Here is a 24399-nt window from a genome sequence, read left to right as displayed (position 1 = left end):
AAAGTTTATGAAAATAATGGTGGAAATAATGAAAATAATTGCAAAAAATAAAAAAGCGTACTTTAATTATGAATTATTAGAAAAATTAGAAGTGGGAATTGTTTTGACTGGTTCTGAAATTAAATCAATTCGTTTAGGCAGTGTATCTTTACAGGATAGTTATGTAACTTTTAGCGATAATGAAGCTTATATTATTAATATGAACATTACTACTTATAAATTTACTACTAGTTATATACTTGATCCATTAAGAAAAAGAAAATTACTTTTAAATGCTCGCGAAATTAAAAAAATTCAACAAGAACAAAAGCAAAAAAACTTAACTGTTGTTCCAACAATGATATATTTAAATAGTAAAAGTAGAGCAAAGTTAGAAATAGCATTGGCTTGTGGTAAAAAAAATTATGATAAAAGAGAGACCATTAAAAATCGTGATGCAGTAAGACAAATCAAAAAATAATAATTTAATTAAGAAAGGAAAAAAAACTATGATAATATGATTACCTTTCTTAATAATCTTTTGTTTATTTACAAGCTTTTATTTATTTTTTCTGTTTAAACAAAAGATAAATAAGTGGCAATGATTATTTATTAGTTATTATTTTTTTCTTTATCTTGGTATTAATAGTTTAAAAGTTATTAATAATTTTTTAGTTTTATCATTAACTAATTTAGTAACTGAAGCAATTAGTATTACAGTAATCATTTCACTTACTGTAATTATTTTTCGGAATTTTACGCTTATTGGTTAACACTTAATTCTTAATAAATAATTTAATTATGATATTTTTAAATGTGATTTTTTCTTTACGGTTATTATATTTAAAACAAAATTCATTTAAATAAGATTGGAGTCATTTTTTTAAACGGCATTGGTTAGATAAGTTTACTTTCTTGTCTTCAAATCTGTACAAATTGATTTGGAGGCATTTTCAATCTAATAACTATTCTATCATTGTTTCAATATCTAACAAATTTTTCTAATATTTTATTAAAACTTTCCATACTTTCAAAAGTGCTACCAAACATCATTTTAAAATCTCTTTTAATTCAACGATTTAAACATTCACTAACTTGATTACCTTTAAAACCTGATAGACTTTTTGAGTGAATTAGATTAGTACTTGTATTAAAAACTTTACTAACAATTTCGCTTGTATTAGCAGAACCTAAATCTGATTGAATAGTCGTAAAATTACATTGTTTAGCACTCGCTAATTCTATTTGATTAACCACATTTAACACAGTTTTGGCATTTTCACTTTTGTTTATTTTTCAGCCAACAATTGAATTACTGTACATATCAGTAGCAAAAACAACTAATAATTTTGTTTTTTTATTACCAATAATTATATTTTTAAATCATGTGCCATCCATACCAACTTTTTCAAGAAAGTTATTACTTGAAAAATTACGTTTTAATAAATCTTTATTATTTTTTAAATCACTATTTTCTACTACTCTATTTGTTGATTTAGGTTCTAATAATAATTTAATATTATTATCTTTTAATATTTGTTTTATGCTTGTTTTACTGCATTTAAGACCTTTATTTTTTATTTTTAACTCTAATCTTACTTTTTCAAAACTAGTGATATTAATGTACTTTTTTTCATTTTTAATGAGAACTATTTTGTTTATTGCTTGTATCAAATTATCATTAATTTTTGATTGATATTGCTTTTTACCTTTTTTTACTCATAAATAGTATGCTGTTTTGCTAATAGCTATGTAAACAATAATTTTATTTAATTGATGATCTTTTTGCTTATATTTTTCTACTATAGACTTACTGCATAACGTTTTTAAGTTTTAATGATAAATTATAAAATCCTGCAATTAAATTAAATCTTAAAAATATTCGTTTTCTGGCTTTTCTAAATTTATAACCAATAATCTTAAAACATTTTAAAAATGCAAAAACATGTTCAATTTTTCTACGAGTTTTATTAATAATCTTATTAAAGATTTTGGTTTTATTTGTTTTAGGATTATTTTTGCTAATTTTAATGGGTAAAAATGTATTAGCATGAATTTTTTGTAAACCTTGATAACCTTTATCTGCAAGAATTATAGTTTCTGGTAAAAACTTTAACTTTGAATTCTTAAAAGTTTTAAAATCATGATTTTTACCAATATCAGAAAAAATATTTAAAATTTCATTAGTATTTGCATTAATTACGGTTTGAAACTTAACAGTATGCATTCATTTTTTACCAGAAAATCAATCTTTTTGGTTATATTTTGGTCGTTCTGTTTCTACCTCTGTTACATCAATTATCAAAATTTTATTTTTTAATTCTTCTTTTTAAAAAAATATTTTTATTTGTTAAATTATTAAACTTATTATTCTTTATTAAAATATCTTCAATTGAACGAATATTTCGTAAAGCAGTAGTATCAACCATACCATACTCAGCACCAATACTATGATATGTACGATTTTCATATAAATATCTTAAACTCATTACTAGTCGATCTTCTATTGACATTTTATATGGCCTTCCACCAATAGTAGTTTTGAGTTTTTGATGTTCTAATAAAATATTTAAAATTTCGTTAAAAACGAGTTTATTAATACCCACTATTTTACGAAAATATTGATCAGATTTATCTTTTAATTCAAAATATGTCATAAAGTTTATCCTTAACTATTCAAATTTTATTTTAATAATAACAAAAAAATAAAAAGTTAACTAGTTATGCAGTAAGTCTTATTAAAAAACACTTATATTTTAATAATTTACTATTTTTTCCCCTTGTTAATTTCTTTTCACAGGCTAATTGCTCCTTTAAAAGTTCTTTTTCAACCTCATCTTTTAAAGCTTGTTTTCTAAGTTTATCAATTTCTTTGTTTAATAGTTTAATTTCAATATCTTTCTTATCGATCCTGTGAGAAGTTTGGGATTTAGAAATTTTGGTGAATGCATTTTCACCTTTAATTTGATATTGGTTAACCCAATTATAAATTAATACTGGAGTTGATAATTTATATTTGACTTGAATTTCATGTATTTTTAGTTTTTTATCAACTAAATACTCATTAACAACGGCTAATTTTGTTTCTTTTGAATAAACTTTATAATTCATAATTTCTCCTTCTGTATTAATTATTTTTAATTATATTACAGATTGAAAATATTAATTGGTAAACTTAAGTGACTGATGCCGTATTTTTAAGAAAACCAAAAATTGCTTTATAGTAGAAAGTAATGTATAATATTAGCGGGGATGTTCTGGTTTCGACAGGAGTGAACAACTAATTGTGGCAGTGGTTTGGTAGACCATAATACTACGAGGTTTCATAACCGGAAAACAAACTAAAACCGTAGTACCTAACTGATTCACAACAAAGTTAAACAACTTTGGATTTGGTTTAGGAAATCAAGCAGTTTTACCTGCTTAATTACTTAAGAAGTAAATACTACCGTTGCTAATAGCAAGTTTATCATTATTAGTAACGTATCATAGGATAAACTAGAAAAAATGATGTTAATAAATTTTTTCGAATTTCCATTAACTAGCTATTCATAATTTCGTATAATTTATTATTAAATAGTGATTTTTCTAAATTATACTAAACTGTAGATACAGTTAGTCAGTTAACTTTTGGACGCGGGTTCGATCCCCGCCATCTCCACCATAAATTAAATGTACAATTGTTTTTTTATTTATCGCTTTTCTCCCTTTATGTACTATTTTTTAATTTTATCACATAAATGCTGAGAAAAGCGTATCTACGGACTTCTCCCCACATTTTTAAATTAAACACAGCATTACAATTTCAAAACTAGGTATCTTGTTGAATTTATATGCAGCTTCTTTGGCATATAAATAAACATGATGTTTTGCAACTTTGATATGTGTTTTAAATGTTCTTCTTATATGTTTTCAAACTGATTCAATTTGATTGGTATTTACACCAGTTTTTGAAACATAACCATCTTGATGGTTAACTGTTTTATGTTTTGGGAAAACCAATTTGAAATCGCAATATCCTTTTCAATCATCAGTACATACATGACATTTTGAAGAAATATGGCTTCTTGCAAAATTCAAAAAACTTTTACTCTTTGCATTTTTCAATACTTTCACAATTAAATTATTAGTTGTTTTTTCATAAATGCCAACAATCAATGTTTTATTTTTCAAGGATCTTCCTTGTTTTTTAAAAGCCATATGTGAAAGATACATTTCATCAATTTGCACTGTGCCTTTAACAATAAATTGAGGTTCTTGTTTTGCAATACGTGTTCTAATTTTATGACCCATTCTCCATGCTGTTTTTAAGGTCACTTCCAATTCTTTTGAAACATCAGTTAACGGAATTCCATGTTTGGTGTTTATTCATCTAAAGATGAGGTAAAATCATGATCTTAAAGATGTTTGTGACCTTGAAAATATGGTACCCGTGAGAATACTAAATGTTTGATTACATTTCAAACATCTTATTCTTTTTAATCAGAAGTATTCAAATTAAAACTAGAACACCTAATACATTTGTTTTCTTTCAAATTTGCTATATATGCAAGACATTCTGTTCAGTTTGAAAAGCATTGTTGAACTCATTCAGTTTCATTGTTCCCTCCACAAGTACATGTGGGGTGAAGTCCGTTATTTAATTTAATAATTAATTATAAATAACTTTATAAAATTTTAATTAGTGAAATAAATAATAAAAAAATATTTAAATATTTTATGAATAATATTGTAAAACAAGTTGCAAATAGTAACTAGTCTTGGTAATATTGAAAAGTCTTTAAATTTTTTTAATTATATTTGGAGCCGTGGCCAAGTGGTTTAAGGCATAAGTCTGCAAAACTTTGATCGTCGGTTCGAATCCGATCGGCTCCTCCAAAATATTAATAATATTTGCAAATATACTTGTAAATATTACTTTTAATAAGTTATAATTGATTAGGTTTAATGATTTAATGATTTACTATAAATTTTAGTAATTAAATGCGCCTGTAGATCAATTGGATAGATCGTTTGACTACGGATCAAAAGGTTGTGGGTTCAAGTCCTGCCAGGCGCACCATCGGGATGTGGCTCAGCTTGGTAGAGCGCTCGGTTTGGGACCGAGAGGTCGCAGGTTCGAATCCTGTCTTCCCGACCATTATTAAATAAGGGGCCCTTAGCTCATTTGGTAGAGTGCCTGCCTTGCACGCAGGAGGTGGTCGGTTCGATCCCGATAGGGTCCACCATTTATATATCGGTTAAACATTTAAACTAAAACTGGCGAGGTAGCTCAGTTGATTAGAGCGTTCGGTTCATACCCGAGAGGCCATGGGTTTGAGTCCCATCCCCGCTACCATAGTCTAGGACCCTTAGCTTAGTTGGTTAAAGCTCCCGGCTCATAACCGGGCGAGCATTGGTTCGAATCCGATAGGGTCCACCATACTTAAATACTCGGAGGCTTACCCAAGTCCGGTTGAAGGGAACAGTCTTGAAAACTGTCAGTGCGCAAGTGCTCGAGGGTTCGAATCCCTCAGCCTCCTCCATTATTATTAAATTTTATACATCGCGGAGTGGGGAAGTGGTATCCCGTCGGGCTCATAATCCGAAGATCATTGGTTCAAATCCAGTCTCCGCAACCACGGTCTTGTGGTAAAGTGGTTAATACGCCTCCCTGTCACGGAGGAGATCGCGGGTTCGATCCCCGTCAAGACCGCCATTAGAAAATAAAACATAAGCAGTATTAATTTAGAGAGTAAGTAAAAGGTCTTACTCTTTTTTTTATTGCTGTAATTAATAATTATTTTATTCATTATGGAAGAAAGTTTTTGATTGATTAAGTAAATTAAAAATATTAAAATACACGTATAATTTAAATAATCAATATAATTTTATTTAAATTTAACTATTACTTTATAATAGTTTTTAATTTTTAAAAAGGAGCAAAAATATGCCAAACAATTTATTAAACTTTAATAACTCATCTTCAAGTATCATAAGTAGCAATAATGTTGAGACATTGATACCAGTGAATAATGCATTAACATTAGAAAATGGTATCAATGAACCAATTTTAAAAAATATATTATCATTAAATTTTTTATATAATATTGAAATGAGTTCTAAAGAACAACTTCAATTACTAACGGCAGAACAATTACAATTATTTACGCAAAAACATATTAAAGTGTTTAATAAAAAACAAATTGGCATTGGTTAGATAAGTTTACTTTCTTGTCTTCAAATCTGTACAAATTGATTTGGAGGCATTTTCAATCTAATAACTATTCTATCATTGTTTCAATATCTAACAAATTTTTCTAATATTTTATTAAAACTTTCCATACTTTCAAAAGTGCTACCAAACATCATTTTAAAATCTCTTTTAATTCAACGATTTAAACATTCACTAACTTGATTACCTTTAAAACCTGATAGACTTTTTGAGTGAATTAGATTAGTACTTGTATTAAAAACTTTACTAACAATTTCGCTTGTATTAGCAGAACCTAAATCTGATTGAATAGTCGTAAAATTACATTGTTTAGCACTCGCTAATTCTATTTGATTAACCACATTTAACACAGTTTTGGCATTTTCACTTTTGTTTATTTTTCAGCCAACAATTGAATTACTGTACATATCAGTAGCAAAAACAACTAATAATTTTGTTTTTTTATCACCAATAATTATATTTTTAAATCATGTGCCATCCATACCAACTTTTTCAAGAAAGTTATTACTTGAAAAATTACGTTTTAATAAATCTTTATTATTTTTTAAATCACTATTTTCTACTACTCTATTTGTTGATTTAGGTTCTAATAATAATTTAATATTATTATCTTTTAATATTTGTTTTATGCTTGTTTTACTGCATTTAAGACCTTTATTTTTTATTTTTAACTCTAATCTTACTTTTTCAAAACTAGTGATATTAATGTACTTTTTTTCATTTTTAATGAGAACTATTTTGTTTATTGCTTGTATCAAATTATCATTAATTTTCGGAATTTTACGCTTATTGGTTAACACTTAATTCTTAATAAATAATTTAATTATGATATTTTTAAATGTGATTTTTTCTTTACGGTTATTATATTTAAAACAAAATTCATTTAAATAAGATTGGAGTCATTTTTTTGAAACTCAATGAAATTGGCCGATAAAACCTCTTTTTAATATTGCTCAAAAACTTTCTATTGTATTTGTATGAATACCATTATAAGAAAAATATTTTTTGTGATTAACTTATTCATGTGGTAAAATTTTATTCATTTTATAATATCCACGATATTCATCAGTAAAAAGAATAGAATTGTTAATATCAACATTTTCTTTAACTATTTTCATTAAATCTTCAGATTTAATACTTTTATTTTTTGCATGAAATAATTTAACATTACCATTTCGTTCAATAATGCCAACAACACACTCTTTACTAGTTCCTCTACCACGTAATGAGTTATTTTTATTATCAACATCATTATATTTACGCGGTTTTCCACCCACATATGTTTCATCCATCTCTAATATTTTTGCTAATAATTTAATCTCATCATTAGCCATTGCCTTTCTAATTTTATGCATCATTTTTCATACAGTTGCTAAACGTAAATTTAAGTCTCTTGAAGCTTGAGATGATGATAAACTTTTTTTAGCATTAGCCATTAATACTATTAAAATAAATCACTTTTGAAGTGGTACACGTGTATGATGAAAAATAGTTTGAGCAGTTACACTAAAAGACTTATGACATTTTTTGCATTTATAACGCGACTCTTTTAAAACAGAGTTAACTTTTTCACTAAAACAAAAAAGACATTTTGGTTTGTTATTTCATCTTATTTCTTCTAAAAATTTTATACAAGATTCTTGGTTTGGAAATTTATTTATTATGTCTAAAATATTCATTTTCAATCACCTTTAATTAGATTTTATTTTACTAATATCTAATTATAGTTTTCAGAAATAATAATGTATATAAGTTATTGCCAATAAACGTAAAATTCCGTTAATTTTTGATTGATATTGCTTTTTACCTTTTTTTACTCATAAATAGTATGCTGTTTTGCTAATAGCTATGTAAACAATAATTTTATTTAATTGATGACCTTTTTGCTTATATTTTTCTACTATTAAAAAACACTTATATTTTAATAATTTACTATTTTTCCCCTTGTTAATTTCTTTTCACAGGCTAATTGCTCCTTTAAAAGTTCTTTTTCAACCTCATCTTTTAAAGCTTGTTTTCTAAGTTTATCAATTTCTTTGTTTAATAGTTTAATTTCAATATCTTTCTTATCGATCCTGTGAGAAGTTTGGGATTTAGAAATTTTGGTGAATAGACTTACTGCATAACGTTTTTAAGTTTTAATGATAAATTATAAAATCCTGCAATTAAATTAAATCTTAAAAATATTCGTTTTCTGGCTTTTCTAAATTTATAACCAATAATCTTAAAACATTTTAAAAATGCAAAAACATGTTCAATTTTTCTACGAGTTTTATTAATAATCTTATTAAAGATTTTGGTTTTATTTGTTTTAGGATTATTTTTGCTAATTTTAATGGGTAAAAATGTATTAGCATGAATTTTTTGTAAACCTTGATAACCTTTATCTGCAAGAATTATAGTTTCTGGTAAAAACTTTAACTTTGAATTCTTAAAAGTTTTAAAATCATGATTTTTACCAATATCAGAAAAAATATTTAAAATTTCATTAGTATTTGCATTAATTACGGTTTGAAACTTAACAGTATGCATTCATTTTTTACCAGAAAATCAATCTTTTTGGTTATATTTTGGTCGTTCTGTTTCTACCTCTGTTACATCAATTATCAAAATTTTATTTTTTAATTCTTCTTTTTAAAAAAATATTTTTATTTGTTAAATTATTAAACTTATTATTCTTTATTAAAATATCTTCAATTGAACGAATATTTCGTAAAGCAGTAGTATCAACCATACCATACTCAGCACCAATACTATGATATGTACGATTTTCATATAAATATCTTAAACTCATTACTAGTCGATCTTCTATTGACATTTTATATGGCCTTCCACCAATAGTAGTTTTGAGTTTTTGATGTTCTAATAAAATATTTAAAATTTCGTTAAAAACGAGTTTATTAATACCCACTATTTTACGAAAATATTGATCAGATTTATCTTTTAATTCAAAATATGTCATAAAGTTTATCCTTAACTATTCAAATTTTATTTTAATAATAACAAAAAAATAAAAAGTTAACTAGTTATGCAGTAAGTCTAATGCATTTTCACCTTTAATTTGATATTGGTTAACCCAATTATAAATTAATACTGGAGTTGATAATTTATATTTGACTTGAATTTCATGTATTTTTAGTTTTTTATCAACTAAATACTCATTAACAACGGCTAATTTTGTTTCTTTTGAATAAACTTTATAATTCATAATTTCTCCTTCTGTATTAATTATTTTTAATTACGGAATTTTACGCTTATTGGTTAACACTTAATTCTTAATAAATAATTTAATTATGATATTTTTAAATGTGATTTTTTCTTTACGGTTATTATATTTAAAACAAAATTCATTTAAATAAGATTGGAGTCATTTTTTTGAAACTCAATGAAATTGGCCGATAAAACCTCTTTTTAATATTGCTCAAAAACTTTCTATTGTATTTGTATGAATACCATTATAAGAAAAATATTTTTTGTGATTAACTTGTTCATGTGGTAAAATTTTATTCATTTTATAATATCCACGATATTCATCAGTAAAAAGAATAGAATTGTTAATATCAACATTTTCTTTAACTATTTTCATTAAATCTTCAGATTTAATACTTTTATTTTTTGCATGAAATAATTTAACATTACCATTTCGTTCAATAATGCCAACAACACACTCTTTACTAGTTCCTCTACCACGTAATGAGTTATTTTTATTATCAACATCATTATATTTACGCGGTTTTCCACCCACATATGTTTCATCCATCTCTAATATTTTTGCTAATAATTTAATCTCATCATTAGCCATTGCCTTTCTAATTTTATGCATCATTTTTCATACAGTTGCTAAACGTAAATTTAAGTCTCTTGAAGCTTGAGATGATGATAAACTTTTTTTAGCATTAGCCATTAATACTATTAAAATAAATCACTTTTGAAGTGGTACACGTGTATGATGAAAAATAGTTTGAGCAGTTACACTAAAAGACTTATGACATTTTTTGCATTTATAACGCGACTCTTTTAAAACAGAGTTAACTTTTTCACTAAAACAAAAAAGACATTTTGGTTTGTTATTTCATCTTATTTCTTCTAAAAATTTTATACAAGATTCTTGGTTTGGAAATTTATTTATTATGTCTAAAATATTCATTTTCAATCACCTTTAATTAGATTTTATTTTACTAATATCTAATTATAGTTTTCAGAAATAATAATGTATATAAGTTATTGCCAATAAACGTAAAATTCCGTTTAATTATATTACAGATTGAAAATATTAATTGATAAACTTAAGTGACTGATGCCCTTCATTAAGTTTAAGTAGAAAAAACGTTCGACTCGTTTGAATTTAGAAATGTATATTAGTCACCAAATTCAATTATTAACAAAAAAAGAAATTCAAGCATTTACAGAAAAACAAATTCAAGCATTCACAATCGAACAAATACCAAAATTTGAACCAGAACAAATAGAAAAATTTACAACTGAACAAATTCAATTTTTTACAGAAGAGCAAATTCATTTTTTTACAGCAGAACAACGAAAAATTTTTGAGGGAAAAATAGATAAGTATTTTAATAGTACAACTAGCACAACAGTTAATTCAACAACAGTAAAACAAGTTCAAGAATTTAATTCAAAATCAATGCAATTATTATCAAAATCAGAAATTCAATCATTATCATTAGAACAAATTCTATTATTAACTCCGATACAAAAAACAGAACTGTCAGAAGAACAAATTTCATGATTTAATCAAGAACAATTGGCAACATTTAGATTAGAGTCAGAGCAAGTTGAAAATAATAAATTAGTTTCAATGTCTTTTTGAATTTTGCCTATTTTTCCTCTTTGTTTAGTTGGAGGTTTAATAGGTTTTATCTGTATGTGATGAAAATATAGAAAGTCTAAATAATCAAGTTGATAAGTGAAAACAAATAAACTCAATAGATTTATCAGATTCTCAATCAAAATTAGCAAGTGCAAGTGAAATGGCAACCCTTTTTAGGACTATTTTTTGGTAGACATTTTTTCTTGATATTTAATGGGAGTTAAGTAGTTTAAAGTGCTGTGGATTCTTATATTGTTATATCAATTGATATAATCAAATAATTCTAATTTTAACTGTATTAATGATGTAAATTTTTTGTCATTAATAAATTCAGTCTTGAAAGTTTTAAAAGTTGCTTCAGCAACAGCATTGTCATAAGGACAACCTTTTTTACTTAAAGAGCGGGTAATATTGAATGCTAATAAAAGTTTGTTAATAATTTTATTATTAAATTCGTTACCTCGATCGCTATGAAATATTTGCATATCTTTTAAACAGCGATTTGATTGCATAAATGCTTGATATACCAATGATGCATCTTTTTTAGTACCTACACTATGTCCAACAATTTCGCGGTTAAATAGGTCTATTAATAAGCAAATATAGTTTCATTTACCATTAACTTCAACATAACTAAGATCACTGACAATCACCTCATTTTTAATTCTATTATTAAAGTTTCTATTAACAATATTAGTGATTTGTTCATTATTTACTTTATTACGATGATTTTTAAATGATAATTTAGTGTATTTTGACATTAAATTATGTTTATCCATAATTTTTTTAATTTTTCTTCTTGATAAATAAATTTCTTGTTTTTCTAGTATGACTTTTAATCTTCTTGTTCCATAAACACATTTGTTTTCTTTAAAAGCACTAATAACAGCTTGATCATAAATATTATTTTTGATTTTATCTTCTTTTTTCTTTAAATTAAAATAATATGTTGATTTAGAAATTTTTAAAAAACGACACATTGGGCGAATCTTATATTTTCATTTATTATTTGCAATAATCTCTACTTTCTGCCTATTATTAGTGCTGCTTGCTTTAAAATATCATTTTCCATTCGTAATTGTTTTAATTCTTTATTCATTTGAATTAATTGTTTTTCTAAATCAGAAAGATTATCTTTAGTTTTAAAACTTTCCGAATTAGTAAATTGCTTAATTCATTTATATGCAACTGCTCTTGTAACATTGTACTCTTTAACAAGACAAGATACTGATTTGCCACTTTGATATAAAGCTACTATTTGTTTTTTAAATTCATCTGTATATGAAGTAATATTGGCCATAATTATATTTCCTTTCTTTTAACAAATATTGTTATTTGTCTACATAATTAGTGTCCAATAAATTGTAGCCGATCCACAAGTATTTCTGGATATTCCATATAATCGAAAAATATTTAAACAATACTATATTATTAAAATAAACAATAATTTTCAATAATTATTGTTTATTTTTCATATTATTTGTAGTTAAAAATAGATATTATTAATTATGTTTGTATTTATTTTAAAATAATAATTTGATTATTTTATTAGATTTAAAATTCGAATATAAGTTAACTATATAGTTTTTAAATAAAATGCATTATAATTATTTTTATAGGATGGGTGAAATATATGGATAAATCATTAGATAAACAATTTTTAACTGCAAGTAATCTTATTGGTCAAAAAGAGTTAAAGAAATTAAAGGAAGTTCCTTTACCTTCATTATTAGATTTAAATTTAACAAGAGTTTATTTTACTAGTCTTGGTGATGGTTTTTCGCGAATATTTATTTTAATTATTCAATTTTTTTGAATTGGTTTGATTTTTTTTAATGGCATTGATTTTGGTCAATTAGTTGCTAATTTTCCTGGTATACCATCAGCACCAGTTTTTCAAAGTGCAATATTAAAAGTAGTAGCAATGTTAGTTACTGTTTTATTTGCTTTTATAATTTTAATTATGATTTTACCTGTTTTTTTATCTAAAACTATTAGAGGTATTGGTTTAAGTTGCTTATTTTTTTTAATATTTGGTTCTATTGTTAATTTAATAATTATTGGTATTAGTTTTTTTATGTTTTTTTATAGTGACAGTCCTTATCGAATGACAGTATTGGTTTTGGCAGTTATAGCACTTTTATTATGATGAATTGCTATTTTGTATTGATGATTAAATACTATTGAAAATAAAAAATATTTAATTAAAAGTATTATTAAAATGTATGAATTAAGTTTTAGATAATGGAAATTTAGGTGAATAATATATGGCTAAAAAGAAAGATAATGATGATTGAAGAAAACTAAATAATATTACTAAATACGTTACTGGTAAAGTAGAACCAGTAAAAGTAAAAAAAAGTTTTCTGACAATAACTATTTCTTTAATTATGATAATTGGTTTAGCAATTAGTACTTTTTTTATTGCTCTTGCTATGCAGAGTGCTTTTAATATTGGTGATTTTAAACAAAATATTTCAGAAGAATCAATTATTGTTGATATGAATGATGTTCCAATTGATAGTAGTAATAAAAATTTACGTTTGCCATTTTTTGAAGAAGAATCAAAAAAACAAGTTTTTGATTTATTAATAAAAGAATCTTGATGAGATAGTTTTTTTCCAACTAATATTACTAATTATGATTTCACTTTTTATAAACCTAATAGTAATGATGAATTAGATAAGAGTTTAATTCAAACTGATGGTGTTACTAAATTTGATTTAAAATTAAAGTTACAATCTTCATTTATTGAATTTAAAATACCAGTAATTGCATTAATTAAAAATACTGCTAAATTTTATGAAAAATTTATGATGTTTAATCAATTTGAAGGAAAATTTAGTAAGCATATTTCAGGAAAATTTCCAAATGGTAATGATTATTTGCAAGAACAATGAACACATGGTTATTTACCAAATAATTTTTATTATGCTGATAAAATTGATAATACTGTTGTTTATAAAACAATCGAAGATGAAATTAATAGATTTATTAATGATTATGAAGAAGAATTTACTAGTGCTACTCATCTTTATCCAATAATATCAACAATTCCTTTAGCAAATATTGATTTTAATGATGCAACTACTATTAAACCATATTTTGAATTAGTTCATCATCCCGAATTAAATTATGTTGGTAATGCTGTGACTAGTTCGAAAGAATATGTTAATCTTTATTCATATTCTTCAAATTTTCCACTAAAACCTTTTTATATAACATATGTTTCTAATCCAAATGTTGTTTATGATTTCATTGAGTTAAAACCAACAAATATTGAAGAGATTATTGATTATCTTAAAGTTAATTCTATTGATTTTGTTCCTTTTAGTATGATTCAAGAAGCAGCAGATAGTGATGAAGCATTAATAAAATATAGCCCTCCATATGTATTATTGACTAGTGATAATAGTGGTAATCATTTTAAATATAAAGAATTGAGTCATTATTTTGGATTTTCAAATTCAATAAATAATAGTATTGAAAATATGAATGTTAATGATTATGTTAATATTGGTGATCTAGAAACTTTTTTAGAAAATAAATATTGACAAGAAATGTATCAATTTGCAAAAAATAATTCTACTTTTTTCTTATTAGATTATCCTGATTCAATGGTTGATCCAACTACTAATTGAAATCTTGTTATTAAATCACTAGATACTTTTAAAGGATATTTTGTTAAAGCTTTAAAGGTGCAAATTAATGAGTTAACTACTTTTACTTTTTTAGACATTGATGGTAATAATTTATCATTAAAGGCAACTGATATTATTAATACTGATGATATTAAAAAAATTAGATTTCATATTGGAAAAGATTTGACAAGCAGTGACTATGTTCCCAAACCCCATAGTTTTAATTTTACTTTTAAAGTAAAGTGATTTTAGATACTTAAAAATAAGTATTGATTTTATGAAAATGGGTAAAATTTTGATAACTATAATTTAATATTCATACTACTTATATAAAATAGTTTTAATTATATAGGTTATTAATTGTAAAATTAATATAAATTTGTTATTATTTTTATGTATAAAAAATATAGTAGTTTTTAACCCATTGTTTGTTGAGATAAAAGCAAATGGGTTTTTATTTTGAAAGGAAAATTATAAATGATATTACAAAAATATAAAAAATTAAAATTAACAACTTTATTTTTATTTATTTTAACTATTTTAACTATTTTAATTATGGTAATTGGTTTAATGTTAGTTGGTTTTTCAAATTTTAATAAAAGTTTTTTTGAACATCTTAAATTATATAAAGAAAAAAGACTTATTGTAGAAATAACAATAGAAATAACAAATGGATTTAGTTTATTAAATTATATAAGTGTAAATTATATTTTAAATCATTCTGCAGAAAATATATGTTCATCAGTAGTTCATAATTATGATGGTTATTATGATTGAGTTCAGTTACAAATTGGAGTTATTTTTTGTATAATTTTAACTCCAATTTTTGGATTCTTTACTATTGCATTAACTTTTTTGATTATTGGTTTAAAAGTAAAAATAAAAAATAATAATTTTTGAGATGCAATCCAAAAATGTGAAATAATTAACAGTTATTATGTTCATTAGGTATTTTGTTTTTAAAATATATTAAGTATTATTTTTAGTGAATCAACAAATGTTTTATTTTATATATTGATTTATAATTTCTTATTTATTTAAAAAATATTTTTAATAATTATTTAATTTTGCTATATTATATTTTAAAAAAATAAATTTAAATTTGATAATTTTGTAAAATTAAACACTTATAATTTTTATTTATATCAGATACTATTATTAAGTTTTAATACCTAAAATAAGTTATAATATAAATAAAAAATAAGGGGTGTTAGATATATGGAAGAAAAAAAAGATGACTTAAAAAATACTCCATTGTCAAATGTTGATAATAGTATTATCAAACCGAATAATGATAATCCATCATTTAAAGATATTGAAGAACAACGCTTTACTACTTATAATCCGTTATTAAGTGATAGTATTAAATTTAAAAGAATGTACTGAAGTTCAAAAATGGAAAATATTGCTCGTATTTTGTTACTTGCAGTTTCATGTCTTCATTTAATTTTTTCTTATTTTTTAGCTAACAATTTGGTTAATCAAATTTTGAGTAATAAAGGTAGTAACATGAACCCAACTTATATAATTTATATATTTTTAATTATAACTCTGGGATTTAATTTTATATTTTATTTACCAGTAGCGATTGGTCGCACTGCTAGTGCTATGTTTGGATGATCAATTGTTTATATTATTTTAGCAATTGCTTATTTTATAGTTTTAGAAGTATTTTGTACGATTTTGTTAGTGGTTGATGGATTAGTAAATGAAACTGTTTCTGCAGAAGTTCCAATATTTATGATTATTGTTTTATTAATAACTGTTTTATGATTAATTGCTGCTTGTTTATTAATTGTTAAAAGTGATGATGTAAGAAGAGAATTAAGTGTTGAATAAATAATAAGTAAAGGAGAATATAATGAGTACAAATAGTTTACTTTCTAAGCGAATTGAACAATTAATTAAAGTAATTAGCACTGATGTTTATGAAAAAGAAACTGTTTTTAAACTTGCTATTTTGGCGTTATTATCAGGAGAATCAATATTTTTATTAGGATTACCAGGAATTGCTAAATCATTAATTTCACGACGAATTAAATATGTGCTTCATGATGGGCGAAATTTTGAATATTTAATGAATCGTTTTTCTAATCCAGAAGAAATTTTTGGACCAATCTCAATCAAAGATTTATTAAAAGGTAACTATGTAAGAATTATTGATCAATATTTGCCTGCTGTTGATATTGCTTTTTTGGATGAAATTTGAAAAGCTGGTCCTTCCATTCAAAATACATTACTAACTATTATTAATGAAAAAATCTTTCGTAATGGTGGTGTTGATATCAAAGTACCATTAAAACTATTAATTTCAGCTTCCAATGAGTTGCCAGAAAGTGGTAAAGGTTTAGAAGCTTTATTTGATCGTTTTATTATTAGAATGATAGTTTATGGTTTAACTAATGAAGAAAATTTTAATGATATGTTAGAAAGTATTACTAGTTTAGAAGTAAAAGTTCCGCTTGAATTACAAATTAAAACTTCTGAATATGAAAAGTGATTAAAAGAATTGGAAACTAATGTTACTTTAAGTAAAGTAACATTAAATTTTATTTCTCGTTTTCGTAAAATTTTAACAGAAGCAACTAATGGTAAAGCTTACATTTCTGATCGAAGATGAAAAAAAATTGCTAAATTAATAAAAGCTTCAGCTTATTATAATGGTAGAACAACTACTGATAAGCCTGATTTATTGATTATTCCTTACTGTATTTGAGATAATGAAGATCAAGAAAAAGAATATACAAAACTTTTCAATGAAGCATATTGTGAAGATTTAACTTACACATTGAAACAAAATCAGATTGAACTGGAAAGTGAGTTGGAAACATTAAGTAATAATGCTGAAAACATTAAAGATAGTCAAAATCAACCATCTATTTACTCCAATCCATTTTCTGAACAAATTAAAGGTATATATTATCGTTTATTATGACATAGTGATGAATTTCCAATTTGTTTTATTAGTAGAAAAGATTTTCAGTTATTATTACGACGTAATAAAAAGAGTCATAATATTCAATTATTTTATGGTAAAAGTTTAAGTAAAATGGAAGGTAATCAGAAGTTTGAACTACAATTAAAGAATTCTAGTGAATTAATAAATATTACAAATAATTCTATAATTCAACTTGAATTAACTAATACTGATAGTAAATCACAATTTGGAAATATTAATAGTCAAATTAAAGATTTAAAGCAACAAATTAATGAATTAAAAGTACATTTTGAACAAGAATATCATCGTTTAAGTAAAACCGATTCTATATTTTTTGATGAACAATTTAAATCACTATTAGAAATGGCATTTTTTGATAAAATTTCACAAATACCGGAAGCAGAAACTGAAACGAGTCTTTCATCAGAATCACTAACTGAAGATTCACCAATAACTATTCCAAATGTTAATGACACTAATAATAATTTTGATATTAATTAAGATAGGTGATTATTATGGAACAATTAATTGAATCCCATGTTTCACAAATTTTAGAAACTAAATTGAAAAAAATGTCTTTATCAGAAACAAATTTAAGTAGTTTTGCTTGATTTAAAAAAAATTTTCCTTGATTAGCTCCGGAATTTGATCAACAAATTAGTCATTTTTATTTAAATGAAGTTTTAGAAAAAAGTAAAAATATTATTATTAGTCACATCATTAAAAGAGAATTACGATTATATTTCTGAGTTATGATTAATGGTATTGATAGATTAAAAAATAATTGACAAGAAATTTACACTAGGGCAAAAGTCCTTGATTCACCAATGATTAATTATTTTCATTATTTTCAAGAAAAATTTAAAGATCGTAAACTTAATAGTAAATTAACTTTTGATAATTTTACAAGATATTGAGAAAACTTAATTGTTCAAAGAATTGTAAATTATAAATTATTTGAAACTATGCAAATGCGTCAAAAGTACTTAACAATGTGAAGTAATAATATTAAAATTATTAATGAAGTAAGAAATATTGTTGGTTTCGCTTGAAATTTTTTTGGACGATTTTGAGAAGGAGATTTAAATGATTTTAAAAAAATTAATTTAAATACTATTATACAATATGGTGAAATTTTAAATAAGAATCCAGCTATACTTGAAATCGCTAGACTACTTGGTCGTTGAAAAGGAATTTCAGGTTTAACAGAAAAGCAAGTTCATCAAAAAATACAAATTGAATATGAATTAAAGCCATTAGGAAAATGGCCTGAAGAAATAGTAGGAATTACCGAGGGTAAAGATTTAGAACATTTATTACCATTAGAATTAGTTAATCTTGCTATTCCAGAGTTAAATGCTATTTTTTATAAAAAATTTGTTGAAGAAAAGTTAGCAATTACAGAGTTTGAATCAATGGATTTAGTTGCCACTGAACATCTTGTTGAAGAAATTGTAGAAGTACCAATTCCTGAAAGTGAAGGTCCTTTTATCTTATGCATTGATACATCTAAATCGATGAGTCATAGTCCAGAAATTATTGCAAAATCAATTGCGCTTGCTATTAGTAAAATTGCTTTACAAGAAAAAAGACCATGCTATATGATCAATTTTTCTGGTAAATTTGAAACTTATGACTTATCTAATTTAGTTTCATCAATTCCCAATCTAATTCATTTTTTAGGTCATAGTTTTAAAGGACATACTAATATTAATCCAGCTATTAGTCATGCTTTAACAATTATGCAATCTAAGACATATCATAATGCAGACTTATTGGTAGTTTCTGATTTTTTATCTGCTAATATTACTAAAAATAATATTAATTTAATGTTACAACTAAAAGCAAAAGCTAATCGCTTTCATGCTATTAATATTGCTTCTTCAACATTGCCTAATAATTTTAAAAAATATTTTACTAATTATTGACATTATGATCCTTGTGATCCATTTGCTGCGCGAAAAATTGCGTTAAATTTATCTAAAATTAAAAATAAATCTTAATTTTGATAGTTATTTTTTTGCTTTAATAATTATAAAATATTATTAGAGTGAAAAAATAAACTGATAATGAGAGATGGATAATATGAAAAAAATAGTTTAATTTTAAGTAAAACATTAGTTATTATTAGTGTTTTAACAGTAACAATTAGTTTATCAATTTTTCCATTATTTAATTGGGGTGTTCCATTAAAAAACAATATTGCTATTATTATTACTTTAATCGTTAATAAAGAACCAATTACTAGTAGTTTTTATAAACAGTTAATGACTAGTGATAGTATAGTTTCTTTATATACTTTTGGAACATTATTGATTTTTAATTTAACTTATTTAATACCATTAATTTCTATTAAAAAACCTTTTTCAAAATCAGTTTTTGCTATACACATGTTATTAATGACCTTAGTATTGATACTTTTTGTATTAGTACTTTTTAATTACTTTAATATTAGAAATTTTCAAACTATTCCTTTTAAAGATTTATGAACAATTCCTTGAGCAGGTATTGGTTTAAGTTTACTTACTATTTTTTGATATGGCTTAAAAAATTTATGAGTTAATCCTCCACAATTATCAAAAAAAACTAATGATTATAGTAAAAACAAAAAAGAAGAAATTAAAAGTAATGATTTACCATCATATGAAGATTTACAATTACAATTAAAAATGTTAAAAAAACAATTAAAAGAAGTTAGAAATATTAAAGGTAAGAAATAATAAAAGTTTATTAGATTTTTAATTAGATCATTAGTAAACTTTGTTTTTTGTTATTTGTTGTTGGTTGGTTACTAGAGTTAGGTGAATTTATTTCGTTTTTACTTGAGTTTAAAATTCATGATTGCAAATATTCTTTCACTTCTAAATTCACTTTATTTATTGATTCTCAAAGATTATCTATAAATTATCTATACATTCAATTTTAGCACCATTTTCTATTAGAAACTTAACTTCCTCTACATTATTATTATCAGCAATTAAGATTAAGGCAGTTTTACCATTTTGATTTGTATGAGTATGTGTTAGACCACATTCCAAGTATGAGGTTAATGATAAAAATACATACAATTATCAATATGTGGCATAACATTATTATCTTTAATAATTTTTTTTAAATGTTAAAGGAGCTAATATGAGTGGAATTGGAAAAAAGCAAAAATAATAAAAAAATAGGTATGATGGAGTAACAATTAAGTATGCTAATGAATTAGTTAGAAAATATAGTAAATTAACTTTAGAAGAACAAAAAGTTTTACATTTGATTTTTTCTCATGTTGAACCTTTTAAAAAAATCAAATTTAAAAGGTGATGATAAGTATAAAAGATATAAACTTGTAGCCAATAGCTTAATTTTAAAAATTTTTATCGAAATAGATAATGTTCAAGTCAATTCAAAGGGAGTAGTAATATAAATCATCAAAAATAATATCATTGTTATTAACAAATACCAAAAAATTTTAGTCAGATTTAGTAAATTCAAAAAAATATTAAATGAAATTGCTAGTGGAACTAAATCAACGACTAATAAATTAGAAACTTTAGCTGTGAAGTTACCAAAAAAAGTAGTTGATAAAAAAACAATTCAAGTTAAGAGTGATGAAATTGTTAAAAAATTAGGTATTTCTAATAGTTCAGTAATAGAGTTATTAATTAATAAATTTGAACAAAAGTAAACAAAAATATACAATACATAATATATTATGTATTGTATATTTTGATTTGTAAATAAAGAAATTTTTTTATACTTTTATGCTAATTTATTACTAAAAATTTTATTTTTGTTAGTTAAAAATTGACTTGATAATTGTATTGTATTTATTTCCTCTGAATTAAATCATGGTTGATTATCTAAAGCATCATGAAATTCTTTATTTTTCGCTTGTTTTTGGTTACTTTGGTTATTTAAAACAGTTAAATCTATTTCTTCTATAATTTGTTTTCGCTTTTCTCCCTTTATGTACTATTTTTTAATTTTATCACATAAATGCTGAGAAAAGCGTATCTACGGACTTCTCCCCACATTTTTAAATTAAACATAGCATTACAATTTCAAAACTAGGTATCTTGTTGAATTTATATGCAGCTTCTTTGGCATATAAATAAACATGATGTTTTGCAACTTTGATATGTGTTTTAAATGTTCTTCTTATATGTTTTCAAACTGATTCAATTTGATTGGTATTTACACCACTTTTTGAAACATAACCATCTTGATGGTTAACTGTTTTATGTTTTGGGAAAACCAAATTTGAAATCGCAATATCCTTTTCAATCATCAGTATATACATGACATTTTGAAGAAATGTGGCTTCTTGCAAAATTCAAAAGACTTTTACTCTTTGCATTTTTCAATACTTTCACAATTAAATTATTAGTTGTTTTTTCATAAATGCCAACAATCAATGTTTTATTTTCAAGGATCTTCCTTGTTTTTTAAAAGCCATATGTGAAAGATACATTTCATCAATTTGCACTGTGCCTTTAACAATAAATTGAGGTTCTTGTTTTGCAATACGTGTTCTAATTTTATGACCCATTCTCCATGCTGTTTTTAAGGTCACTCCCAATTCTTTTGAAACATCAGTTGGCGGAATTCCATGTTTGGTGTTTATTCATCTAAAGATGAGGTAAAATCATGATCTTAAAGATGTTTGTGACCTTGAAAATATGGTACCCGTGAGAATACTAAATGTTTGATTACATTTCAAACATCTTATTCTTTTTAAATCAGAAGTATTCAAATTAAAACTAGAACATCTAATACATTTGTTTTCTTTCAAATTTGCTATATATGCAAGACATTGCTGTTCAGTTTGAAAAGCAATGTTGAACTCATTCAGTTTCATTGTTCCCTCCACAAGTACATGTGGGGAGAAGTCTGTTTGTTTTTTTAAAATATTATATTGTTTTTCTTCAGAATATCCTTTTTTTCTAAATAGTTATTTATCTGGTTTATTTTAATTTTAAATTGTTCTAATTGTTCAAATTTTGTCATTTCATTTATAACTTCATCAAAGTTATCATCATTTATTAATTCTTGTCAAATTTTTAATTGAGTAAACCCATCACTAAAAATACTTGTATAGATTTCTTGTATACCTAATTGTAAAAATTCTTTTTCAGGCAAACATGATGTTTTAATGTTACTTCTTTTAGAACCAGTTTAGAATCTTTTTAATAAAATTGAAATAAAGGAAAGAACAACCATTTGTAAACTAGTATTTAATTTTCTTTCACAATTTTTTCATAATCTTCTACATTTTTCTAATCAAGCAAAACTTCGCTCTACAACTCATCTTTTTGGTAATACTACAAAAGAATGTAATTCATTACGTTTTACAACTTCAAGATTCGCATTTATAATTGTTTTGATTGCAGAAGTAAATTTTTCACCAGTATAACCAGCATCTACTATTATTTTTTGAACTGTAGAAAGATTTTCTTTTTCATTTTGAATCATTATTATAGCACTATTACGATCTGTTTTTTCTGCTGTAGTTACGTAAATTGCATGTGGTAAACCTTGAGAATCAACAGCAATATGACGTTTTATTCCTGAAATCTTTTTACCAGCATCATAACCTTTGTTTTTAGTAGTATCTGTATTTTTAACACTTTGTGAATAAATTATACAAAAAATGGTTTTTTCTTTTCGATGATTATTGATAGGAACTTTTCTAACTAATTTTTTATAAAATTAATTGTCATATGCTAGGTTCTTTACCATTATTTTTACTTCAAATTTGAAAATAATAATATACAGTTTGTCATTTTGGAAAATTTTTTGGTAACATTCTTCATTGACAACCACTTTTTAATACATATAAAACTGCACAAAATACTTCATATAAATCTAAATTTCTTGGTTTTGTTTTCTTTTTGATATTTTCTAAAATTAATCTTATGTTCTCAAATTGTTCTTTAGTGACATGACTTGGATAATTTTTATGCATATATACCTCTTATTTTAAAATATATAGTAATTTTACCTTATTCTCTAAGAACCTGTTTAGAATCTTTTTAATAAAATTGAAATAAAGGAAAGAACAACCATTTGTAAACTAGTATTTAATTTTCTTTCACAATTTTTTCATAATCTTCTACATTTTTCTAATCAAGCAAAACTTCGCTCTACAACTCATCTTTTTGGTAATACTACAAAAGAATGTAATTCATTACGTTTTACAACTTCAACATTCGCATTTATAATTGTTTTGATTGCAGAAGCAAATTTTTCACCAGTATAACCAGCATCTACTATTATTTTTTGAACTGTAGAAAGATTTTCTTTTTCATTTTGAATCATTATTATAGCACTATTACGATCTGTTTTTTCTGCTGTAGTTACGTAAATTGCATGTGGTAAACCTTGAGAATCAACAGCAATATGACGTTTTATTCCTGAAATCTTTTTACCAGCATCATAACCTTTGTTTTTAGTAGTATCTGTATTTTTAACACTTTGTGAATCAATTATACAAAAACTGGTTTTTTCTTTTCGATGATTATTGATACGAACTTTTCTAACTAATTTTTTTTAAAATTAATTGTCATATGCTAGGTTCTTTACCATTATTTTTACTTCAAATTTGAAAATAATAATATACAGTTTGTCATTTTGGAAAATTTTTTGGTAACATTCTTCATTGACAACCACTTTTTAATACATATAAAACTGCACAAAATACTTCATATAAATCTAAATTTCTTGGTTTTGTTTTCTTTTTGACATTTTCTAAAATTAATCTTATGTTCTCAAATTGTTCTTTAGTGACATGACTTGGATAATTTTTATGCAT

30 protein-coding genes, 9 tRNA genes and 1 other RNA gene are annotated in these 24399 nt (G+C 24.2%); 20 read left to right on the top strand and 20 right to left on the bottom strand.

Translation table 4 applies throughout. The features are described 5' to 3' along the window. Positions 1-28: 28 nt before the first annotated feature. Positions 29-460, top strand: coding sequence for an SsrA-binding protein (gene smpB / locus AAHM85_RS03625; protein ID WP_342261021.1), 432 nt, complete (start codon positions 29-31; stop codon positions 458-460). A 295-nt stretch (positions 461-755) separates the two neighbouring features. On the opposite strand, the gene AAHM85_RS03620 is transcribed toward smpB, so the two are convergent. The 5 genes from AAHM85_RS03620 to AAHM85_RS03600 all read right to left on the bottom strand — a co-directional run bounded on the left by AAHM85_RS03620 (position 756) and on the right by AAHM85_RS03600 (position 3090). Next, on the bottom strand, positions 756-914 hold the full coding sequence (locus AAHM85_RS03620) for a hypothetical protein (protein WP_342261020.1): 159 nt from the start codon (positions 912-914) through the stop codon (positions 756-758). After that, positions 877-1653 (bottom strand): IS3 family transposase, encoded by a 777-nt coding sequence (locus AAHM85_RS03615; protein WP_342261019.1) that lies wholly within the window; start codon positions 1651-1653, stop codon positions 877-879. Before AAHM85_RS03615 ends, AAHM85_RS03620 begins: the two co-directional genes overlap by 38 nt. A 136-nt stretch (positions 1654-1789) precedes the next feature. Then, positions 1790-2284 carry a transposase family protein gene (locus AAHM85_RS03610; protein ID WP_342260487.1) on the bottom strand — a complete coding sequence of 165 codons (495 nt, stop codon included), beginning with the start codon at positions 2282-2284 and terminating at the stop codon, positions 1790-1792. 4 nt (positions 2285-2288) lie between these two features. Beyond that, the gene (locus AAHM85_RS03605) at positions 2289-2636 is read right to left on the bottom strand and encodes a transposase family protein (protein ID WP_342260488.1); all 348 of its coding nucleotides are present in this window, start codon (positions 2634-2636) and stop codon (positions 2289-2291) included. Positions 2637-2700: 64 nt separating this feature from the next. Beyond that, on the bottom strand, positions 2701-3090 hold the full coding sequence (locus AAHM85_RS03600) for a transposase (protein WP_342261018.1): 390 nt from the start codon (positions 3088-3090) through the stop codon (positions 2701-2703). 137 nt (positions 3091-3227) lie between these two features. Here AAHM85_RS03600 and ssrA point away from each other — a divergent pair. Continuing rightward, positions 3228-3643: a transfer-messenger RNA gene (ssrA, locus tag AAHM85_RS03595) on the top strand. A 116-nt stretch (positions 3644-3759) separates the two neighbouring features. Here the strand turns inward: ssrA and AAHM85_RS03590 are convergent. After that, the gene (locus AAHM85_RS03590) at positions 3760-4443 is read right to left on the bottom strand and encodes an IS1595 family transposase (protein ID WP_342261017.1); all 684 of its coding nucleotides are present in this window, start codon (positions 4441-4443) and stop codon (positions 3760-3762) included. A 338-nt stretch (positions 4444-4781) separates the two neighbouring features. Between AAHM85_RS03590 and AAHM85_RS03585 the strand changes: the two genes are divergently transcribed. The 10 genes from AAHM85_RS03585 (at position 4782) to AAHM85_RS03540 (ending at position 6178) form a co-directional block, all read left to right on the top strand. Next, positions 4782-4857, top strand: a tRNA-Cys gene (locus AAHM85_RS03585). A 107-nt stretch (positions 4858-4964) separates the two neighbouring features. Then, positions 4965-5041 (top strand) — tRNA-Arg (locus AAHM85_RS03580). A 1-nt stretch (position 5042) separates the two neighbouring features. After that, positions 5043-5119, top strand: a tRNA-Pro gene (locus tag AAHM85_RS03575). Positions 5120-5131: 12 nt separating this feature from the next. Then, positions 5132-5207 (top strand) — tRNA-Ala (locus tag AAHM85_RS03570). Positions 5208-5240: 33 nt separating this feature from the next. Beyond that, a tRNA-Met gene (locus AAHM85_RS03565) sits at positions 5241-5317 on the top strand. A 7-nt stretch (positions 5318-5324) separates the two neighbouring features. Further along, a tRNA-Ile gene (locus tag AAHM85_RS03560) sits at positions 5325-5401 on the top strand. A 13-nt stretch (positions 5402-5414) separates the two neighbouring features. Then, a tRNA-Ser gene (locus AAHM85_RS03555) sits at positions 5415-5504 on the top strand. Between the two features lie 21 nt (positions 5505-5525). Then, positions 5526-5600 (top strand) — tRNA-Met (locus AAHM85_RS03550). Position 5601: 1 nt separating this feature from the next. Then, positions 5602-5677, top strand: a tRNA-Asp gene (locus tag AAHM85_RS03545). 231 nt (positions 5678-5908) lie between these two features. Further along, complete coding sequence (locus AAHM85_RS03540; protein ID WP_342261016.1) at positions 5909-6178, top strand: hypothetical protein; 270 nt, start codon at positions 5909-5911, stop codon at positions 6176-6178. Here the strand turns inward: AAHM85_RS03540 and AAHM85_RS03535 are convergent. From AAHM85_RS03535 to AAHM85_RS03510, 6 genes are all read right to left on the bottom strand, one after another. Beyond that, complete coding sequence (locus tag AAHM85_RS03535; RefSeq protein WP_342261015.1) at positions 6175-6993, bottom strand: IS3 family transposase; 819 nt, start codon at positions 6991-6993, stop codon at positions 6175-6177. The genes AAHM85_RS03540 and AAHM85_RS03535 overlap by 4 nt on opposite strands. Before the next feature lie 216 nt (positions 6994-7209). Then, a complete protein-coding gene (locus AAHM85_RS03530; RefSeq protein ID WP_342260980.1) occupies positions 7210-7872 on the bottom strand; it encodes an IS1595 family transposase in 663 nt (220 codons plus the stop codon). Between the two features lie 436 nt (positions 7873-8308). Then, the gene (locus AAHM85_RS03525; protein ID WP_342260487.1) at positions 8309-8803 is read right to left on the bottom strand and encodes a transposase family protein; all 495 of its coding nucleotides are present in this window, start codon (positions 8801-8803) and stop codon (positions 8309-8311) included. Between the two features lie 4 nt (positions 8804-8807). After that, complete coding sequence (locus AAHM85_RS03520; protein WP_342260488.1) at positions 8808-9155, bottom strand: transposase family protein; 348 nt, start codon at positions 9153-9155, stop codon at positions 8808-8810. Positions 9156-9215: 60 nt separating this feature from the next. Then, a complete protein-coding gene (locus AAHM85_RS03515; RefSeq protein ID WP_342261014.1) occupies positions 9216-9401 on the bottom strand; it encodes a transposase in 186 nt (61 codons plus the stop codon). 60 nt (positions 9402-9461) lie between these two features. After that, positions 9462-10340 carry an IS1595 family transposase gene (locus AAHM85_RS03510; protein ID WP_342260524.1) on the bottom strand — a complete coding sequence of 293 codons (879 nt, stop codon included), beginning with the start codon at positions 10338-10340 and terminating at the stop codon, positions 9462-9464. A 192-nt stretch (positions 10341-10532) separates the two neighbouring features. Between AAHM85_RS03510 and AAHM85_RS03505 the strand changes: the two genes are divergently transcribed. Continuing rightward, on the top strand, positions 10533-11105 hold the full coding sequence (locus AAHM85_RS03505; protein ID WP_342261013.1) for a hypothetical protein: 573 nt from the start codon (positions 10533-10535) through the stop codon (positions 11103-11105). Between the two features lie 95 nt (positions 11106-11200). Here AAHM85_RS03505 and AAHM85_RS03500 read toward each other — a convergent pair. After that, a protein-coding gene (locus tag AAHM85_RS03500) for an IS3 family transposase (protein WP_425289710.1) occupies positions 11201-12321 on the bottom strand; the annotation gives its coding sequence in 2 pieces (ribosomal slippage) (positions 11201-12078 and positions 12078-12321; 1122 coding nt in all). Positions 12322-12654: 333 nt separating this feature from the next. Between AAHM85_RS03500 and AAHM85_RS03495 the strand changes: the two genes are divergently transcribed. From AAHM85_RS03495 to AAHM85_RS03465, 7 genes are all read left to right on the top strand, one after another. Next, entirely contained in the window at positions 12655-13266 is a 612-nt protein-coding gene (locus tag AAHM85_RS03495; RefSeq protein WP_342261012.1) for a hypothetical protein, read from the top strand. 22 nt (positions 13267-13288) lie between these two features. Next, positions 13289-14914 carry a hypothetical protein gene (locus tag AAHM85_RS03490; RefSeq protein WP_342261011.1) on the top strand — a complete coding sequence of 542 codons (1626 nt, stop codon included), beginning with the start codon at positions 13289-13291 and terminating at the stop codon, positions 14912-14914. A 225-nt stretch (positions 14915-15139) separates the two neighbouring features. After that, positions 15140-15610, top strand: coding sequence for a hypothetical protein (locus AAHM85_RS03485; RefSeq protein ID WP_342261010.1), 471 nt, complete (start codon positions 15140-15142; stop codon positions 15608-15610). A 270-nt stretch (positions 15611-15880) separates the two neighbouring features. Continuing rightward, entirely contained in the window at positions 15881-16501 is a 621-nt protein-coding gene (locus AAHM85_RS03480; RefSeq protein WP_342261009.1) for a hypothetical protein, read from the top strand. 22 nt (positions 16502-16523) lie between these two features. Then, positions 16524-18101 (top strand): AAA family ATPase, encoded by a 1578-nt coding sequence (locus tag AAHM85_RS03475; RefSeq protein WP_342261008.1) that lies wholly within the window; start codon positions 16524-16526, stop codon positions 18099-18101. A 14-nt stretch (positions 18102-18115) separates the two neighbouring features. Further along, positions 18116-19603, top strand: a complete 1488-nt coding sequence (locus AAHM85_RS03470) for a VWA domain-containing protein (protein ID WP_342261007.1) — start codon at positions 18116-18118, stop codon at positions 19601-19603. Between the two features lie 309 nt (positions 19604-19912). Beyond that, positions 19913-20320, top strand: a complete 408-nt coding sequence (locus AAHM85_RS03465; protein ID WP_342261006.1) for a hypothetical protein — start codon at positions 19913-19915, stop codon at positions 20318-20320. Between the two features lie 177 nt (positions 20321-20497). Here the strand turns inward: AAHM85_RS03465 and AAHM85_RS08450 are convergent, their stop codons facing one another. The 7 genes from AAHM85_RS08450 to AAHM85_RS03435 all read right to left on the bottom strand — a co-directional run bounded on the left by AAHM85_RS08450 (position 20498) and on the right by AAHM85_RS03435 (position 24399). After that, complete coding sequence (locus tag AAHM85_RS08450; RefSeq protein ID WP_425289711.1) at positions 20498-20638, bottom strand: hypothetical protein; 141 nt, start codon at positions 20636-20638, stop codon at positions 20498-20500. A gap of 986 nt (positions 20639-21624) precedes the next feature. Continuing rightward, positions 21625-21846: a transposase gene (locus tag AAHM85_RS03460; protein ID WP_342261005.1), complete on the bottom strand. Its 222-nt coding sequence runs from the start codon at positions 21844-21846 to the stop codon at positions 21625-21627. After that, complete coding sequence (locus AAHM85_RS03455) at positions 21827-22003, bottom strand: transposase (RefSeq protein WP_342261004.1); 177 nt, start codon at positions 22001-22003, stop codon at positions 21827-21829. The genes AAHM85_RS03460 and AAHM85_RS03455 overlap by 20 nt, the downstream gene beginning before the upstream one ends. Then, positions 21964-22458 carry a hypothetical protein gene (locus tag AAHM85_RS03450; protein ID WP_342261003.1) on the bottom strand — a complete coding sequence of 165 codons (495 nt, stop codon included), beginning with the start codon at positions 22456-22458 and terminating at the stop codon, positions 21964-21966. Before AAHM85_RS03450 ends, AAHM85_RS03455 begins: the two co-directional genes overlap by 40 nt. Positions 22459-22490: 32 nt before the next feature. After that, the gene (locus AAHM85_RS03445) at positions 22491-22727 is read right to left on the bottom strand and encodes a hypothetical protein (protein WP_342261002.1); all 237 of its coding nucleotides are present in this window, start codon (positions 22725-22727) and stop codon (positions 22491-22493) included. 36 nt (positions 22728-22763) lie between these two features. Continuing rightward, positions 22764-23553 (bottom strand): IS5 family transposase gene (locus AAHM85_RS03440; RefSeq protein ID WP_342261001.1). Its coding sequence is split into 2 segments (ribosomal slippage): positions 22764-23291 and positions 23293-23553, totalling 789 coding nucleotides; the frame shifts between segments, so codons are not numbered across the junction. Between the two features lie 56 nt (positions 23554-23609). Next, positions 23610-24399 (bottom strand): IS5 family transposase gene (locus AAHM85_RS03435; RefSeq protein WP_342260572.1). Its coding sequence is split into 2 segments (ribosomal slippage): positions 23610-24137 and positions 24139-24399, totalling 789 coding nucleotides; the frame shifts between segments, so codons are not numbered across the junction.

This window comes from Spiroplasma endosymbiont of Notiophilus biguttatus, from assembly GCF_964030985.1.
GTDB classification, from domain to species: Bacteria; Bacillota_I; Bacilli_A; order Mycoplasmatales; family VBWQ01; genus Spiroplasma_E; species Spiroplasma_E ixodetis_A.
This window is presented reverse-complemented; position numbering and strand designations above follow the sequence as displayed.